The sequence below is a fragment of the Lacticaseibacillus zeae subsp. silagei genome (genome assembly GCF_030770335.1).
GTDB lineage: Bacteria > Bacillota > Bacilli > Lactobacillales > Lactobacillaceae > Lacticaseibacillus > Lacticaseibacillus zeae.
On sequence record NZ_CP132484.1, the window covers coordinates 1,086,940 to 1,104,088 of the forward strand.

At 46.7% G+C, this 17,149-nt stretch carries 13 protein-coding genes; 9 read left to right on the plus strand and 4 right to left on the minus strand.

Annotated elements, in window-relative coordinates; translation table 11 throughout:
• Positions 1–303: 303 nt before the first annotated feature.
• Positions 304–1,824, plus strand: a complete 1,521-nt coding sequence (locus LACZS1_RS05200) for a glycosyltransferase (RefSeq protein WP_070650858.1) — start codon at positions 304–306, stop codon at positions 1,822–1,824.
• On the plus strand, positions 1,821–3,374 hold the full coding sequence (locus LACZS1_RS05205) for a glycosyltransferase (RefSeq protein ID WP_070650856.1): 1,554 nt from the start codon (positions 1,821–1,823) through the stop codon (positions 3,372–3,374). Before LACZS1_RS05200 ends, LACZS1_RS05205 begins: the two co-directional genes overlap by 4 nt.
• Positions 3,375–3,433: 59 nt before the next feature.
• On the opposite strand, the gene LACZS1_RS05210 is transcribed toward LACZS1_RS05205, so the two are convergent.
• The 4 genes from LACZS1_RS05210 to LACZS1_RS05225 form a co-directional block, all read right to left on the minus strand.
• Positions 3,434–4,339 (minus strand): glycosyltransferase family 8 protein, encoded by a 906-nt coding sequence (locus LACZS1_RS05210; RefSeq protein ID WP_070650853.1) that lies wholly within the window; start codon positions 4,337–4,339, stop codon positions 3,434–3,436.
• Between the two features lie 30 nt (positions 4,340–4,369).
• Positions 4,370–5,269, minus strand: a complete 900-nt coding sequence (locus tag LACZS1_RS05215) for a glycosyltransferase family 8 protein (RefSeq protein ID WP_070650851.1) — start codon at positions 5,267–5,269, stop codon at positions 4,370–4,372.
• An 89-nt stretch (positions 5,270–5,358) separates the two neighbouring features.
• On the minus strand, positions 5,359–6,282 hold the full coding sequence (locus LACZS1_RS05220; RefSeq protein WP_070650849.1) for a glycosyltransferase family 8 protein: 924 nt from the start codon (positions 6,280–6,282) through the stop codon (positions 5,359–5,361).
• Positions 6,283–6,385: 103 nt separating this feature from the next.
• Positions 6,386–6,574 carry a hypothetical protein gene (locus tag LACZS1_RS05225; protein WP_049169422.1) on the minus strand — a complete coding sequence of 63 codons (189 nt, stop codon included), beginning with the start codon at positions 6,572–6,574 and terminating at the stop codon, positions 6,386–6,388.
• A gap of 88 nt (positions 6,575–6,662) precedes the next feature.
• Here LACZS1_RS05225 and secA2 point away from each other — a divergent pair, with 88 nt between their 5' ends.
• The 7 genes from secA2 (at position 6,663) to LACZS1_RS05260 (ending at position 16,734) form a co-directional block, all read left to right on the plus strand.
• Positions 6,663–9,053 (plus strand): accessory Sec system translocase SecA2, encoded by a 2,391-nt coding sequence (gene secA2 / locus LACZS1_RS05230; RefSeq protein ID WP_070650848.1) that lies wholly within the window; start codon positions 6,663–6,665, stop codon positions 9,051–9,053.
• 95 nt (positions 9,054–9,148) lie between these two features.
• Positions 9,149–10,372 carry a preprotein translocase subunit SecY gene (locus LACZS1_RS05235; protein WP_070650846.1) on the plus strand — a complete coding sequence of 408 codons (1,224 nt, stop codon included), beginning with the start codon at positions 9,149–9,151 and terminating at the stop codon, positions 10,370–10,372.
• A 13-nt stretch (positions 10,373–10,385) separates the two neighbouring features.
• Positions 10,386–12,023 carry an accessory Sec system protein Asp1 gene (asp1, locus tag LACZS1_RS05240; protein ID WP_070650844.1) on the plus strand — a complete coding sequence of 546 codons (1,638 nt, stop codon included), beginning with the start codon at positions 10,386–10,388 and terminating at the stop codon, positions 12,021–12,023.
• A complete protein-coding gene (gene asp2 / locus LACZS1_RS05245; RefSeq protein WP_070650842.1) occupies positions 12,013–13,647 on the plus strand; it encodes an accessory Sec system protein Asp2 in 1,635 nt (544 codons plus the stop codon). Before asp1 ends, asp2 begins: the two co-directional genes overlap by 11 nt.
• A 15-nt stretch (positions 13,648–13,662) precedes the next feature.
• Positions 13,663–14,427: an accessory Sec system protein Asp3 gene (gene asp3 / locus LACZS1_RS05250; protein ID WP_070650840.1), complete on the plus strand. Its 765-nt coding sequence runs from the start codon at positions 13,663–13,665 to the stop codon at positions 14,425–14,427.
• A 14-nt stretch (positions 14,428–14,441) separates the two neighbouring features.
• Positions 14,442–15,884, plus strand: a complete 1,443-nt coding sequence (locus LACZS1_RS05255) for a glycosyltransferase (protein ID WP_070650838.1) — start codon at positions 14,442–14,444, stop codon at positions 15,882–15,884.
• The gene (locus LACZS1_RS05260; RefSeq protein ID WP_070650836.1) at positions 15,874–16,734 is read left to right on the plus strand and encodes a hypothetical protein; all 861 of its coding nucleotides are present in this window, start codon (positions 15,874–15,876) and stop codon (positions 16,732–16,734) included. The genes LACZS1_RS05255 and LACZS1_RS05260 overlap by 11 nt, the downstream gene beginning before the upstream one ends.
• Positions 16,735–17,149: the final 415 nt, after the last annotated feature.

The following is a 17,149-nucleotide window of genomic DNA, read 5'->3' on the forward strand; positions in this document are numbered from 1 at the left end:
AACGCGTTCGCCAGCCCAGAAACCTGCGTGTAATGACCTCTGTCGCGACGGCAAAGACCAGCCATCACGCCCGAGGCCACTTACACTCCGGTTTCTAAGCGGGCTGGCTCACGCTCCCCAAAAAAGCATCTTGTTTGATGAACGAGTTAAATCGTACAGTCAAACAGGATGCTTTTTTATTGAAAGCAGAGCCATCAGGAATTAAGAAAACGTATATCTGTGCTAAAATTATGAATGTAATGAATTGTTCAAATTCGATTTTTATGCATAATCTTCATTGGCTTTTACGAGAAGGAGCTGCTTATGTTTTACTTCTTAACATCGGCAATTGATTATAATAACTCAGGCATCGAGAATGCGCAGATGAAGCGCCTAATCCTGTTTCACAAGCACAACGTTCCGGCTAAAATTGCAACGTTCACTTATGCCCGGTATCAGTACTTGTATTTAACGCGCGAATCATTAATGCCCGACGATGTTGTCAATCTGTATGATTTTTTTCAGAACCGCTTGTTTTATCATGGCCCGCGAGAAAATATCGCGAATTTTAAAGTTGTGAATGCTGATGCAGAAGACAATGGAACGAACGTCATATATCGTCGCAATGGGCAAAAAGTGATGCAGGTCTGGACGTTCACGGATTATACTTTTTATGAAAAGGGCCAGATTGAACGGGTTGAGTATTATGGTGCAAATGGCAAACTGCAGCGTAAGGATTTGTATGATGTCCGGGGCTTTTTGTCGAGTTCTATTTATTATGCTGCTTCAGGTGCGCATAACCGCCAAGTGTTTTATGATGCTGGGGGCGTGCCGGTCATTGTCAAGCAATTCCAGAACGTAAAAGGGGATCAGGCTGAACGAATCTGGTTGCGTTATCATGCACGATCCTATTATTTTGATTCGGATGACGAGTTGACAGGTTTTTTTTATGATCAGTTAGTCAAGCAAGATGCGGAAGGGATGATTGCTGACCGTTCGTATGCGGTGGATCCGGGTATCTATCATATGCAGCAACATGTCTATACGATTTCATTTTGGCATAACGTGCATACTGCGGCCGATGCCCCATTAACCGGTGCGCTGAGTGAGACGCTTGGCGCAGAAATAGAGGAGGCGTCGCGGTTCCAGGGGCTGTTTACTTCGACGCACAAGCAGTCTTCGATGATTGCAAAGCGAGTTCAAAGTTTCCCGATTAAAACGGTTCCGGCCGGATTTATTACTGATCAAACGCTGGCAGAAAAACACGTTCCCTTTGACAAGCGGCAATCACATCATATTATCAGTGTCTCCAGGATTCATGAACAAAAGCGACTCGAGGACACGATCAGCGCCTTTGTCCAGATAAGACAGGCCGTTCCAGATGCAACGTTAAGTATTCATGGCTACATTAATGATCAAAAATTAATGGATCAGTTACAAAAGCAAGTCGATGACGCACACTTGCACGATGTGGTTACGTTTGTTGCCTATACACCGGATTTAACCGGTGTTTACAACAACGCACAATTGATGCTGATTTCCAGCCGCTATGAAGGATTCGGTTTAGCACTGTTGGAGGCGCAGTCGCATGGTGTTCCCGCGATCAGTTACGATGTTAATTATGGCCCAAGCGACATTATTATGGATGGGAAAAGTGGTTATATCGTTAAGAATGGCGATATTCATGCACTCGCAGAAAAGGCGATTGCATTGTTCAAGGATGATCAGCTGCTTCGCCAATTGAGTGATGGGGCTTATAAAAGTGCAGCGCGATTCAGCGAGGACAAAGTGTGGCAGGCATGGCAGGATCAATTTATTCAACCAGCAAAGGAGCAGAATAAATGATTTATTTAATGACAGATGTGATCCGTTACGAATTTTCCGGAATTGACTATGCCATTCGCCAACGTTATCGCCTTTTTAAAGAAATGGGTGTGCCGGTTAAAATCATATCTACCATTTATAATCGGTTCAGCGATTTGAATCGCTTCAGAGCCGGTATTGAGGCGGAAGATTGCGTCAATATGAATGACTTTTTTCAGCAAGCCGTCATTTATCATGGCCCGCGGCGGACGCTGACCGATCTTGATTTTGGTAATTTAGTCACACCGGTTCGCCAAGCGCGACAGGTGCATTACTACAAAGGGCGTTATCGGGTCGTGACGGTGACATTAGCTAAGCCAGACTCAGGGTATCCGTTTGCACCTGATCAGATCGACAAAATCGATTTTTACGGGCACCGCGATCAATTACTGCAAACAGATTATTACGATGTGCGTGGTTTTTTATCGATGCGGCATATCTTTGATGAAGATGGCTATCTGACGACAGAACAAATGATGCAGCCAGATGGCAAAGTAGGTTATGAAAACACCTACCAAAAAGACGATAACGGGCATAACGTTTTGCAGCAAACCACCCTCCAAACAGATGATGGCCTCAGTATCTTCACGACGCGGCAGGAGTTGATAACCGACTTCTTATCGCGTTTGCAGGCGATCGGCCAGCCTGCCTATTTCTTTGCTGACTGGCCGGAAATGGGGGACGCGCCGTTGTTTGCTCTGCCTACGCATCCAAAAATCATTGCGGTTCGGCACTCCGCCCACACCCAAGACCCTAATGATCCGATGAAAAGTCCATACGTGGATCGCGTCCAGAAGGAAATCGATCATCCGGAAAGCGTCATCGGCTTTGTGACCGCCACCAAAAGCCAAGCAACTGATTTACATCAACGTTCCGGCGTCAAAACCTGGGCCATTCCACCAGCGTACAACGAATCTGCCCTTTTAGAAAAAACATCAGTACCGCTAAACCGCCGGAAAAAGCACACGATCATCAGCGTTGCCCGCATTCATCCGGAAAAGCAACTCGATCAACTCATTGATGCCCTTCAATTAATCCAGCAACAGGTACCGGATGTTCAACTGGAAATTTACGGTTACATCAACGACCAATCGTATTATCAGAAGTTGCAAAAGCAGCTTGTTGAAACACACCTACAAGATCATGCACGGTTTATGGGTTATGTGCCTGACTTAAGTAAACCGTTTGACCAAGGCGCGGTTTTGGCCTTAACCGGTTATTACGAAGGCTTTAACCTCGCCTTGATGCAAAGCCTGGCTCACGGCATGCCTGCTGTGGCTTATGATGTGCATTACGGTATCAACGAGCAAATTAAAGATGGCCAAAACGGCTTCTTAGTCCCACTCAACGATCGAAGAACTCTGGCCAAACGCCTAACCCAGGTTTTGACCGATGCGGACTTGTGGCAGGCGCAGAGTGTGGCGGCTAAGAAACTGGCGCAGACGTATTCGAAAGCTCATGTTGTGGCAAAATGGCGGGCATTTTTGGATGATCTTCAGGCGCCGGTTGATGGCAAGATCCAAAATAAATAAAACAAAGAGGCTCAATCATTAGTGGCTACTGATGACTGAACCTCTTTGTTTTGTAAAAACTAGTCCTTACTGGGATGACTTACGCGACTGGCTTTTTTGACTTTTTCAAGCAGACGCCAAAATTCCAGATCCCATTCATCGCTGACTTGAACGTGTTCGTAAGGTAATGCTAAAAATCCACTGCCAGCAAAATGGCGAATGACAATCCGTGGATAGTCGTCAATGATTTTTTGCACCAACTGCGGATCCCAATGATAATCGGGATTGTGTAGGTAGGTGAGATCGTGTTGATAATTGAAGCGCCACGGCAAAAGCTGCACGTGGCCTTCCAGAAGAATATTGAGAATTGTCTGGTCCGCTAAATGCCAGTGGGTCGTGTTGATGGTTGTGATCAATTTGTCGACCGGAATCATTTGGTTGAACTGAGCGGTGTTAATAATCATCATGCCATTATTGAAATAGTGCCGCATGGATTTCATGCCGTAGAGTTCTTCAGCCGGATACTGATCCTCGTAGTAGTTTTTGGAAGCCGCAAACAAAAAATCGGGAACGGCAGCTAAGACATGGTGCTCATCCAACAAGTCAAATAAGCGACTGACATCGGTTTTGACAATCACGTCATTATCTAAGTAAAGCAGCTTCTGATAGTTGGCAAAATAATTAGGGGTAAACAGTCGCCAAATTGCCATGGGCGGAACCGGCACACCTTCGCCAATCGTAAAGTCCGGCGATATTTGATCGACTTCGCTGGGTTTGCTCCAAAAGTCGACGGTTACTTGCGGTAAACCAAACTTTTGGGGAAGGGTTTTAATATAGTCGATATCTGGCTGCTGGACATCCTCACAAACAACCAGAATCTGCAACGGTTGGTTATTTTGATAATTTTCCAAAATCGACGTGATCGCCACGGCGGTTAATTGAAGATGAAGTCGGGTGACGCAGAAAACAACGGCATTTTCACTCATTCAGAAGCCTCCAGAATGTTCGCTAAAATATCATAATTGACTGGCCTTTGATGCCAGCAGCCTGACTTGATGCAGGGCCTGCCAAAAAGCTGCTTCCCACTCGTCACGGAGCGCGACATGTTGGTAAGGTGCGGAAACCGGACCTTCGCCGGCGAAGTGACGAATGGCAATGTGTGGGTAAGCCGCCAGCATTGGTTGGATGCGCTCGGGATCCCAGTGATAAGGATCGGTGAAATATTTTTTGCTATGTTGATAATTGTAACGATAAGGCAATAGCGACGTGCTTTCTTGAAACATGAGATTCATCAGCGTTTGATCTGCCAGGTTCCATGACGTGGTTTGAATGAGCTTAAGGATGTCTCCGGGTTGATAACTGGCATTATAACGCGCTACGTTCATGACGATGACCCCACCATTAAAATAATGCTGCATATCGGCCATGCCATATAAATACATGGTATCAACCTTGGATGGCAACTCGTAATCTTTGGAAGCCGCGAATAAAAAGTCAGGGACGGCCGCAAGCGTATGCTGGTCATCTAACCGGTCAAACAAATCAGAAACATCCGTATTGACAATGATGTCATTATCCAAGTAAAGCAGTTTTTGATAGTTCGAAAAGTAAGCTGGCAAAAACATTCGCCAGAAAGCCATCGGTGGCGTTGAACCAGTACGTCCGCGCATTTGATAAGGCTTCAGATCCTTAGCCCAAGCCGGTGGCGCCCAAAAATCGATCGACGCTGCGGGACGATTTAATTGTTGCGGGAATGACCGAATCAAATCTATATCTGACTGGAGGACATGATCGCAGACGACTAAAATTTTTAAGGGTGTTTGTTGATGATAATGTTGTAACAATGTCGTGATGGCCACGGCTGTGAGTTGAATATGCGGGCCAGTAACGCAGAAGACAACCGCCTGCTGCTCCAAAAGAAAAACCTCCTGAACGTGAGCCGACGCGGTTAGAAGTCGGCGAACGCGTTAATATGCTGTTACTCTGTTGGAAATCAAAAACAAGGTTACTTGATTTCCGGTTGAATCGTATGAATCGGACTGATATTAAAACTCAACCGCTTAACATTGATCAAGACGCGCAAAAATTCTTCTTCCCATTCATCGGCGAGACGAACATGTTGGTACGGACAGGTGAGGCGACCGGTACCGGCAAAATGGCGAATCAGAATATGCGGATACTCATCCGTCACCGTTTTGACCAGTTGTGGATTCCAATCAACCTTGGGATTATCAAAGAATGCCAGTGAGTGTTGGAAATTGTAGCGATATGGCAGATATTTAACATGACCGGCAGCCAAAATATTAATAATGGTCTGATCAGCTAAATGCCAATGCGATGTATTGATGACGTGCAGCAAACGGCTTACCGGAATTAACCGATTGAATTTCGCCACATCGATCAACATGACGCCATTATTAAAGTAATGCCTCATGGAATCGATACCATAGGCTTCTTTGGCGTTAAAATTGGCAGGGCCGTAACCAACGTCGGTCGCAAACAAAAAGTCTTTTACCGCTGCCAGCACATATGGCTCGTTCAGCTGGGCAAAGATGTTGCTGACATCGGTTTCGATCATCGTGTCGTTGTCTAAGTAAAGCATGCGATCGTACTCATTAAAGTAATTAGGCATAAACAAACGCCAAATGGCCATCGGCGGGACCGGTACGCCGCTGCCAATGGTGAAATCCGGTCTGATTTTGGAAATTTCTTGCGGAATCGACCAAAAATCGACAGTTACCATGGGTTTGCCATAGATCGCCGGCAATTGTTTGATAAAAGCGATGTCTTGTTGGCGAACGCCGCTGCAAACAATATTGATTTGTAAGTCTCTTTTAGTTTGATAGTGTTCAAGGATCGTGGCGATGGACACGGCGGTAAGTTGCAAGTGGGTCCCTGTGACGCAATAAACGATGACGTTTTTGCTCATGAAGACTTTAGACCTCCATCTGTTTCAAATTAACGCGCTTTCTGAGAAATTATGTACCAAGTGTTATAGTATCTTTATGACAAAAGGCACATCAAAGGACCGCTTATTGAAAGATCGAAATAAGCGGGTAAATGACACCAGCCACGGCAATAATGGCAATGACAACGGCGATGACTTTTTGTAAGGTTTGGCCGGGATCTTTCTTAACAGGAGGATCAACCAGCTGTTTTTTTTCAGCCTTGAACCGGTCGTGTATTTCTTGATCCAGCGTATGTTTTTTTGGTTTTGACATGATAAGCTATATTATATTATAAAATGACTAATATTAATAGGTGGTTCTAGAAAGCCAGAACATGCTTAGCTGAAAAGGAGTTTGCTTTTTGAAACTAAGAGAGCATTTGGCATTACATAAATATGTTAAACTGGCGAAACAAGTTATCGCAAAACGGGATATTTATCGCGCAATGTCGGATAAGGAACTGAAGGCGCAGACTCTGCATTTTCGTGAAGCCTTGAAATCCGGAAAATCGTTGGCCAGCATCATGGTGCCGGCCTTTGCCGTTGTTCGCGAAGCAGATCGCCGGGTGCTGGGGATGGAGCCTTTTTATGAACAGGTTTTAGGCGCACTCGCCATGCAATTTGGCAATGTTGCGGAAATGAAAACCGGGGAAGGCAAGACGCTGACGGCGACGATGCCGATGTACCTCAATGGCTTGGCAGGGCCGGGGACTTTTTTGATTACGGCCAATGCTTATTTGGCAAATCGTGATGCTGAAGATATGGGTCGCGTTTATCGATGGCTCGGCGTTTCGGTCACGGCTGGTGTTTCCAAAGAAGGCCAGGAAGATGAAGATCGGGATGTCGATGATATTTATCAGCACGATATTGTGTACACCACCAACAGCACACTAGGCTTTGATTATTTATTAGACAACCTGTCCGGCCCGGAAAAGCCAAAGTATTTAACCCATTTTCGCTTTGCGTTACTTGATGAAATTGATGCGGTCTTGCTGGATATGGCCCAAACGCCGTTGGTGATTTCCGGTGCGCCACGCGTTCAGTCGAATTATTTCCTGTTGGCGGCCGAAGTGATCCCATTGTTACAAGCCGACCGCGACTATGTGCTCAGCGACGACAAGAAAAAGGTTTGGTTTACCGAGGCCGGCATTGCGTTACTGGAAGTTTATTTTGGCGTTGACCATTTGTTATCGGCTAAGTGGCGGGATTTATACCGACACTTGGTGTTAGCTTTGAAAGCCCAATTTTTATTCATTCGTAATCGCGATTATGTGGTCGTTGATCACGAGGTTAAATTGTTGGATATCACCAACGGGCGCGAGTTGCAGGGGATGCGCCTGGAAGCCGGACAGCATCAGGCGATTGAGGCTAAAGAGCACCTGCCGATTTCGGACCAGACCCGCTCAATGGCATCAATTACTTACCAGAATCTGTTTCGCATGTTTACCCATTTGTGTGGCATGACGGGAACAGCAAAAACAGACGCGGCCGAGTTTCGGGAATCGTACCATTTGGACGTGGTCATTATTCCCACGCATAAGCCGAATATCCGCCAAGACAAGCCGGATCGACTTTTCCTCGATACAGAACATAAGATTTATGCCTCAGTTGACATGGTGAAGCAGGCTTATGCGGAGAAACGGCCTGTATTGATCGAAACCGGCTCTGTGACCATGTCGAATTTGTATTCGCGGGTGCTACTAAAAGCCGGCATTCCGCATAACTTGTTAAACGCGCGCAGTGCTTCAAAAGAAGCCATGATTGTCAAAGAAGCCGGCCAACCGGGAACGATCACCGTAGCGACATCGATGGCCGGGCGCGGAACCGATATTCATTTAGGCAAAGGTGTGGTTGAAAAAGGCGGCTTACTCGTCATTGGCACCGAGCGCATGGATAATGCCCGGATTGACAATCAACTGCGGGGTCGCGCTGGGCGGCAAGGTGCGCCGGGAGAAACGGTGTTTTTTGCTTCGTTGGAAGATCGGATCTTGCTTGAACATGGCCCTAACTGGCTGAAAAAGTTTCGCCGAAAATATCGTGGTCACGCTGAAAAGCTGCCGCAACCGTTAACGGGCCATCGGTTTCGCTGGCTGATTAATCATGCGCAGGCAGCCTCGGAACGGTCAGGACGGGATTCGCGCTTTCAAACGTTGGAGTTTTCCGAAGTCATGCGGATTCAACGGGAGACAATTTATCGCACTCGCGACGAAATACAGGCTAGTCAGGACTTAGAAGCGGCGGTTGACAAACTGTTGAATCGAACAATCGATGAGTTTTTAGCGGATCATCATCAGTTAAATGAAGATCAAATGATGGATTTTATTTTGAATGTCATCAGTGCGCAACTCATCACGGATAGTATGACGATTCCCGATGTCGAGGGGTTGCGAACGCGGCAGATGAAAAAAACGGTCAAGCCTTTTTTGCGCCAGCTGATGGATCAACAATTACAAGCCCAGCACCAATTGCTGCCTTCGCAAGATCAGTTTGATTATTTCGAAAAGGTGTCACTGCTGAAAGCACTTGATACGGCGTGGATCGAGCAGGTTGATACCTTGCAGCAGCTGAGATCCACGGCTAATTCGCGTGCTTCGGCCCAACATAATCCTTTCTTTGAATATCAAAAAGATGCGCGGGAGGCGTTTCACCGCATGACTGGCGATTTTGCCCAGCGTGCGGTTAAAAACCTGATGTTATCGACCATTCACAAGAATCCAAATGGTAGTGTTCAAGTCGGTTTTCCGGAAGCTTAACGGAAGCCGGCAGCATAATTGCCGTGAGTATACAGGCCGTCAGCGTGATTGGCCTTTTCCAGTCCGTGAACCCGTGGTTGAGGAGGCATTTTTTAGTGAGTAATAAGCACGACATGTTGATCCGCTCATTATGGACAGCATTAATTTTAGGCATCGTGGCTTTGGGGCAGCTGGTTTTATTGCCGGGAACGGACATTGCTTCAGCCAGCGAACAACTTAAATCAGTGCCGTTTTTGCAGCTGGTTGCCGGTGCGACCGGTAGTCAGTTGCAAAATGCCACTATTCTATCTTTAGGCATGCGACCTTACATGACCGGCATGATTGTGTGGCAGGCCATTCAGATGCTGTTTGATGAGCAGGTGCAACGCTGGACCCTTCGAAAATCGGGGATTGCCCAACGGTTCATCACGTTGTTCTTTGCCTTTATTCAAGGCTTTGAAATGGTTTATGTGATGCGCAGTGCCATTAAGCCGATTTATCTGCCCGGGTTCAGTTTTAATTTTGGCTTGGTGCTGGTTTGGATCATTTTGATCGGTGGCGCGATGTTTACCACCTGGCTGGCTGATTTGAATATGGCTAAAGGGGTGGGTAGCTCAGTGGCGTTGATTATTCCATCGCTGGTATTTTCGCTGCCGAATGTTTTAAACAGCGGGTTTTATCAGCGTCGCCATCCGATCTCGGAGCAGGAGTACATCATTGCGGGGATCGTTGTGTTGGTGTTCATTGTGGTGATGACGATCATCAATGAAGCTGAACTACATATTCCGATTGAGCGGCCATTATTGGAAAACGAATTGGCCAAGTCGTATTTGCCGATTCGGTTACTGGTCGCCGGATCCATGCCGTTTATGTTTTCTTCGTCTTTGTTCAGTTTGCCGACTTATTTTGTGAATCAAACCGTCGGGCCCACCAGTGAATGGCAACGACAAATTATTAAGTGGTTTTCGTATAACACGCCCCAAGGAATTTTTTCCTACGCGATGGTCATGATTTTCTTGGGGTATGCATTTGGCTATATGAACATGCAGCCGAGTAAGTTAGCGAAAAATCTCAAGGAAAGCGGCGACTATATTATTGATCAGGTGCCAGGCGAGATGACCAACCGTTTCTTGCTGCGCCATTTTTCACTGATGTCGGTTTGGGGCAATTCGATTCTTGTGGTGATTGCGATTACCCCGTTGATTATTGGCCTCAAGTATCCGCCCATTGCGAATTATTCCGTGATGCTGGGGCAGATCTTGATCTTAGTCACCATTATGGACACCGTAGATTCACAAATGCGGGCCCTTTGGTATAAGAATCGTTATCAGGTCATCTGACAGGGAGGAAACTATGCTTTATTTGCTGCCGAATTGGCCCCAAACGCCAAAGCTGCTAGAAGAAGAGTCGATGGTTAACTTGGCACACTTGTTTAGTGCCCATGATCAACTGTTTGAATTGCTCTTTTTGCGGCCAGAGCCTTGGTTGCGCCGAATTTTAAAAGAAAATGATCTCCTCTCTGAACAGTGGTGGTCAGTCTTTGATGCGATTCAAGACGTACCATTTCAAGCTGGCCAACCGGTTGATCTGGAAGATTTGGGCATGCCAGCAGATGTTGAGCGGATCTTTTCGCAAAGTCAGGTGACGCTCAATCGACAGGATGAGTTGTATGCCGTGATCAAGACGTTTAAAACCGGTTTTATTCTGAGCGTTGAATTTCCTGAAGGGGCTATCGGTAAAGAAGAGCGCGTTTATGATGATCGCGGTTTTTGGAGTTATAGTCGATTTTTTGACGCTCAAGGCAAAATCATTCGGCGCGTTTGGTATGACTTAACCGGAAGCATTGTGATGACCGAAGAAGCATCCGGTCAGGTCAAGATTGGCCCACAAGCAGCACGCCGATTCAAGCAGCACCAATATGCGAACCTGGATCAGGTTATTTTGGAGAAACTGAACGAGCATTTAACACTGGCTGCGGATCCGCATATTGTTGCCATGGCTGGGATGGCGCAACCCATGTTAAAGGCCATTATGGCAGATTATCCAGTGACCATGCTGGTGGAAGAACATCTAGCCAAGCAGGAACGGCAATCTGTCCGGGCGGTGGCAGAACAGGCAACGGAGATTATTTCGCCGACCGATCACTATGCTGAACAGTTAAAGAAACAACTCGGCACCGGTGCCGACCAAAAGATTCAGGTCATCCCGCCTTACGCTACCTCGTTGGCTTTAGGGGTTAGCAATGAAACCGATCAAACGACCGTGATGTGGTATGTCAATCAGCTCAATGCAGAACGGTTGGCGGTGGTTTTTCCGCAGTTATTGGCCATGTTGAGCAAGGAGAATCGACGGCGGTTGGTTGTGGTTGCAGACAATGATGATCAAGTCGCCCATCTGCAACAACTGGCCATTAACTTCTTCGCAAATCTTCAAGGCATTAGTCCTGACTCAGGCATGTTTGTCGAAATTACCAAAACAATTCAAAAGTGGCAAGACGACCAAGCACATGCTGGCGACAATGTGACGGTTGAAAATGCCCAAATGCCGCTGCCACCGGCGCAAACCGATTCGGCAGCGGATCAAGCCGCTAATCAAAAAGCCCTCAAGATTCAGCAAACAGCTTTTCAGGTTTTCCAAATGTTGACGCATCTTCATTACGCCGTCGAGCCGGAAGTCGGTCAGCTGAAGCAATGGTTGCATAGCAGTCGGTTGTTGGTTGATTTAGGCGATCAACCTAATTTGTTGCTGCAGATTGGCGCCATCAGTGTGGCGATCCCGCAGATTAATCGGCATGAGACCGGTTATGTCCAAGATGGCGTTAACGGCCGCATCATCGATCAGGATCGCGCATTGGCTGACGCACTGTCTGGTTATTTGGACCAGCTATCCGCTTGGAATCGCACGGTGGTCGCTAATGTCAAATTGATCGATCAACATGATGATGACCAGTTGATGCGTTTATGGAAGAAGGTTTTGACCCATGGCAGATAACGCTTATCCCGTTTTACAGTTGGGGACGCAGGCAATCCCATTGCAGGAACATCTCACGAAGGACTTTGCCTTTGAGTTTATTTCCAACGCCGCCTTCAATACTGCGCCGACTCCGCTAGCAACTCAGCCGGACAAAAGCGATTCGGAAGATGAACCAGCCGAAAAACCCGACCAGCTACCCATTTCGTTGTGGCAGAATGCAGACATGACCCGGTTACGCCGCGAATATGCGACAGCGTTGTTCATCATTACAGAAGGCGCAGCCGTGTTAAAGCAACCCGACCAACTGATCGGTTTGCCTGCCAACACCATTATGTATGATGAAACGTTATCGTTAACGCCGGAAATCATTCACATTTTGGATTTAAAACAAGCACACCCAATTTCGTTAGATCATTTAGACCAATTAGGCGAACAGATCGTTTTATTCTTTTATCCGGCGCAATGGGGTATTCGGGTGCCTTTTGGCCGGATCGAAATTGCCGATGGCTTTTCCGGAAGTGTTATGCAGCAAGGCAGTGTCGGGGTGACGCTAAAAGGCGATTTTGGCCGCAATTTGCAACCAGCCGTTTATTGGCGCGGCTCACTAGGGATTGGGCAAATGGAAGCTATTGCCATTTCGATTGAATGCGAGACGGCTGGGGATGTCGAAGTCTGGGCCAAACTGCAAATGGTGAATCCGCAAAACTTTCAGATCGCCCAAAAGAAACTCATTCCACTCTCAGCGTTTCGTGACGATACGATCTTAGACACCAAAGCCGGGTTCCGGTTTGTCAACATTACCTTGATGGCTAAAGGTAATGGAACGGTCAAAATCAGGCAGGTTCATTTACGGCGCAGTCGCGGCAAGTATGGCACGATGTTTATCGGCGGCAAACGCTTGAAAGCTGTTAAGCCATTAGATGGTGAGCTGTTGAGTTACTTTGACGCCGGTGATTTGAAGCCGCCACTGTCGGTTTACTTTTCCGGTTATCGGTCGGCTGAAGGGTTTGAAGGTAACTTCATGATGAAAGCGATGCGTAATCCATTCTTGCTGTTCAGCGATGCGCGGCTGGAAGGTGGCGCCTTTTATCTTGGTGATCCGCAGCTTGAGAATCAGGTTGTTGAAATGATTCAGGCGACGTTGAAACGGTTGGGTTTTCGGCCGGATGAGTTGATTTTGTCCGGACTGTCGATGGGCACGCTTGGGGCGTTATATTATGGTGCCAAGTTAGATCCACGGGCGATTTTGGTTGGTAAACCGCTGATTAATCTAGGGACAATCGCCGAGAATGGCCGGGTGCGGCGCAGCGCCGATTTTGCGACTGCTTTTGATATGCTGATGATGTTTAATGGCAGCGCCACTCATGAAAGCGCTGAAAAGATCAACCAACGCATCTGGCGTACAATTTCTGGCGGGAAGTTTGATCATACGCTTTTTGCAATTGCCCATATGCTGGATGACGATTACGAACATCATGCGTTTGATGAAATCGTCAAGTGGCTCAATCGCCGCCAGCAGCATAACCGGGTGTTGCATATTGGACTGCACGGCCGGCATAACGACAATACGAACGAGGTGAATGCTTGGTTTCTGCGGCAATATCATATGATTTTAACGCAGGAATTCGGGCGTTCATTCTAGGGAAAAGAGGCAACGATGGAGACTGCTTATTTGTTTTTCTGGCGCCGAATGCTGGATACGACCTTTAACTATGGTGCGCAAGTGAATTATTTGGCAGATGGTACCGTCCAGTTTGAAGCGCCGATGATGCCCCCTGGGAAAACCATTCACGCGTGGACGACGACGAAAGACTTTGAACATAATCTGCAGCTGGCAGAATTGCCGATTTTGACGCCAGGAGAAACTTATGCGCTGGTTCTCAACTGGGAAGTGAAGGAGGACAGTGTCTTCTGTCAGATTGTCTTCACCGACGCTTCCGGTTTGGAAGTTGGATCGGAAGTTTTCGAAGACGGCAAAGGGACGTTTACTTTTCCACTTACAGCGACTGCATATGAAATTCGCTTAAAAAATATGCGCCATGAACAGGTCGTTTTTCATTATGGTATGATTATCCCAGTATCTGTTTATAACCATTTTGATATAGCGGTGGATTTAAACCATGCGTTGGTGACCTTTCGTGCACGGAAGCAAACCGATCAATCGCAAGTTTTGGGGATAACAGAGCGCAGCAGCCTGACCAAGCCGTTATGGTTGCCGCAAGCAGCGCGAACGATTTTTGTGGTAGCTGCCAATGCTAAACAATTGCTTGATCCGCAGTGGTGCCAAGAGACGGCAGCATTTTTAAAAGATGAATTCGATCCGGCATTTGGATCGTTAACCGTTGCATACCAGGTTGGCCGGCATCTCGGTCACTTGCGGCAGGCATTACGAGCGGCATTTTCCAAAAAAATTGAAAAGTGAAGGGGTAAAGGTAAATGATTTTTTTCATGAATCGGGCCATGGGCATTGGCAATTCAGGTGTCGAACATGCCGAATTCTACCGCGCCAAGTTATTTGACCGGTTAGGCATCGACTACCGGTTTGTCATGTTGGACGTGGTGCGCGAACTACGCGAGGCAATGGCAAAATGGCAGATTAAGAATCGCAAAATGATTAATATTTGGGAATATTTTACATTTGGTGACGATTATCTGCGTCATGGCATTGAAGATTTGATCACCCCAAAGGATCATACTTTGATCGATGGGACGAATACATATCGGATTCAGGAATACATCACGAGTGGTGGCCTACGGATCGTCAATCACTTGGTTAAGTATCCCGACAAACACAAAAAGAGTAACGTCCTGCTCGTCAGTACCGGGCGTACCGAAATCTTCAACCAACGCACTGGCGAAAAACGGGTGATGTTCTCTTACGTTGACGATCAGCATCGCGGTATGTTGATGAAAGACATTCATCTCTATAACCAAAACGGGCAGCATCTTTTCTTCGCCAATGAAGTGTTGATGATTCGTTATTTCATGAATAAGCTTAACGATTTCTTTGGACATAACAGCACCTTCATCATTGATCGTGGTGAAGGGGTTGAAATGGCGATCGACTATCACCGCCCAGTTGGCAGTCACATTGTCAATATCGTTCACGCTGATCATTTATCTGACCGGGATGACCCAGAGAACCCGTTGTGGAACAACCATTACGAGTACTTATTAACTCGGCTGAATCGAGTCGACCGCGTGGTAGTCGCAACCAAATTGCAGCGCGAGGATCTCATCCGTGATTTTCCTCAGTATGCGAAAAAGTTTGTCGCGATTCCGGTTGGCGGTGTGCGTGATCAGAAGACAGCACCGGTTAAAACAGCCTTGGGTGATCCGATTCGCCTAATCACGGCGTCTCGGCTTGCTTCTGAAAAACACATTGATTTAATCATTCGAGCAGTTGCTGCTTTGAACAAAGACGGCGTTCACTACACACTCGACATTTATGGCGGTGGCGGTGAAGAGATGAAGCTGAACCAGTTGATTGATAAGCTACATGCCGGTGATTATGTCAAGATGAAAGGCCAGACCAATCAGCTGGATAAGCTTTATCCTAAATACGACGCATTTGTGTCAGCCTCATTCTCTGAAGGGTTTGGTTTGACGTACATTGAGGCGCTGAATGCTGGCTTGCCAGTCGTGACTTACAAGGCGCGTTTTGGTGCCATGGAGTTAATCAAGGACAATGTCAACGGCTTTTTGCAGGACTTCAAGCGGGATGATACCCAGTACAATGTCGATCAAATGGTGACGGGTCTAAAACGTTTGAAGGCGGCAGATTACCAGAAACTGTGCGGTCAGACGTTCAACTCGGTCGCAGACTTTCAGGATCACCGGATTGCAGGGGAATGGAGGAAGATGCTTGATGAACTATGAAATTGTCAATCAGCTGGAAGCCGGCCAACCTGGCTGGGATGACCACAAGGCGTGGTTAAAACAAACTAACACGCAACTGTTAGTTTTGGGCCCGTTGCCCGGTTTCTATGGGTTCTTAAAAGATGAACACCTCCAAGGCGTGGATTTAATTGATACGATTACCCAACGGCGCTATATCGATCACAAGTATATGTTTTTTGACAAGGCGCCGGTTCCTGAGGGCACGGCGGTTTACATGAACGAAGATGGCACCATTTCGCTTATCAGCGAAGGAGAGACGATTGGCTCGATGGTGACCTATGCCGGTACACGCCGGGCAGTCAAGGAGTTGCGCTACCAGTACTTAGATGGCACTAAGGACTTGATTGAGGAATATTCGTTCGACGGCAATCATTACAGCAATCTTTTTTACTATAATGATGATATTCAGGAGATTCAGTTCTTAAATCGCGATGGGAAAGTCGTGATTCGCGAATTTTTCTATGAAGGTGCAATCAACCTTATCACAGTTGAGGATCCTTTTAGCGGCCATGAACTGCGGCGTTATGACGATATCGAGGCTTTCCGAGAAGGTGAGATTGCGCGCTTTTTGAAACCGGAGGACACGGCCATAACGCGCTATATGGGTCTGGAAATGACGGCACTGCGACATGCCAAGTCGCACAACGTTTTAAGACTGTCGGAATCGCCTTTTGATGAGAATTCCGAAGTGCGCGGCAATTTAATGGCCATTTTGACCAACGAAATTGCTTATATTCACGAGGTACAAATGGATCAGGCAAGTTATAACGCATTGGCACTGAGAGATGTGCCGTTAGACAAAGCTAAAGTGGTCACGGAAGCGCGGTAACATTGTCAAAAAATAATCTGTGAGACCGATCAATTTACAACCCCGGCGCTCAGATCAAAAAAGCGATCTAAGCGTCTTTTTGTTGCGCAAAATATTATCATGAGCTATTGCTGAGGATTAAAAACAGGTCCTTGTCACGAATGCATAGAAGCGAAGAAGCAGGATTGGCAGACATTTGTTAACCCCTTTAACGGCAGAAGTATATCTAAAAGGAGTCTTATGTGCGATTTTTAGGCGTAAAAGCGCCGTTTCAAGAAAGCGGTTACATTTTTTTAAAATTTGAAGTTCCTTAGTGTCGCCATCTTTAAGGTGTTGATAGGTCAGTCGCTGTGACTGACATCGGCAATTTTGAATAACGTCGCATCAATTAAAATATTGATATTAATTTAAATAAAAATCGTTATTTTGAAAAATT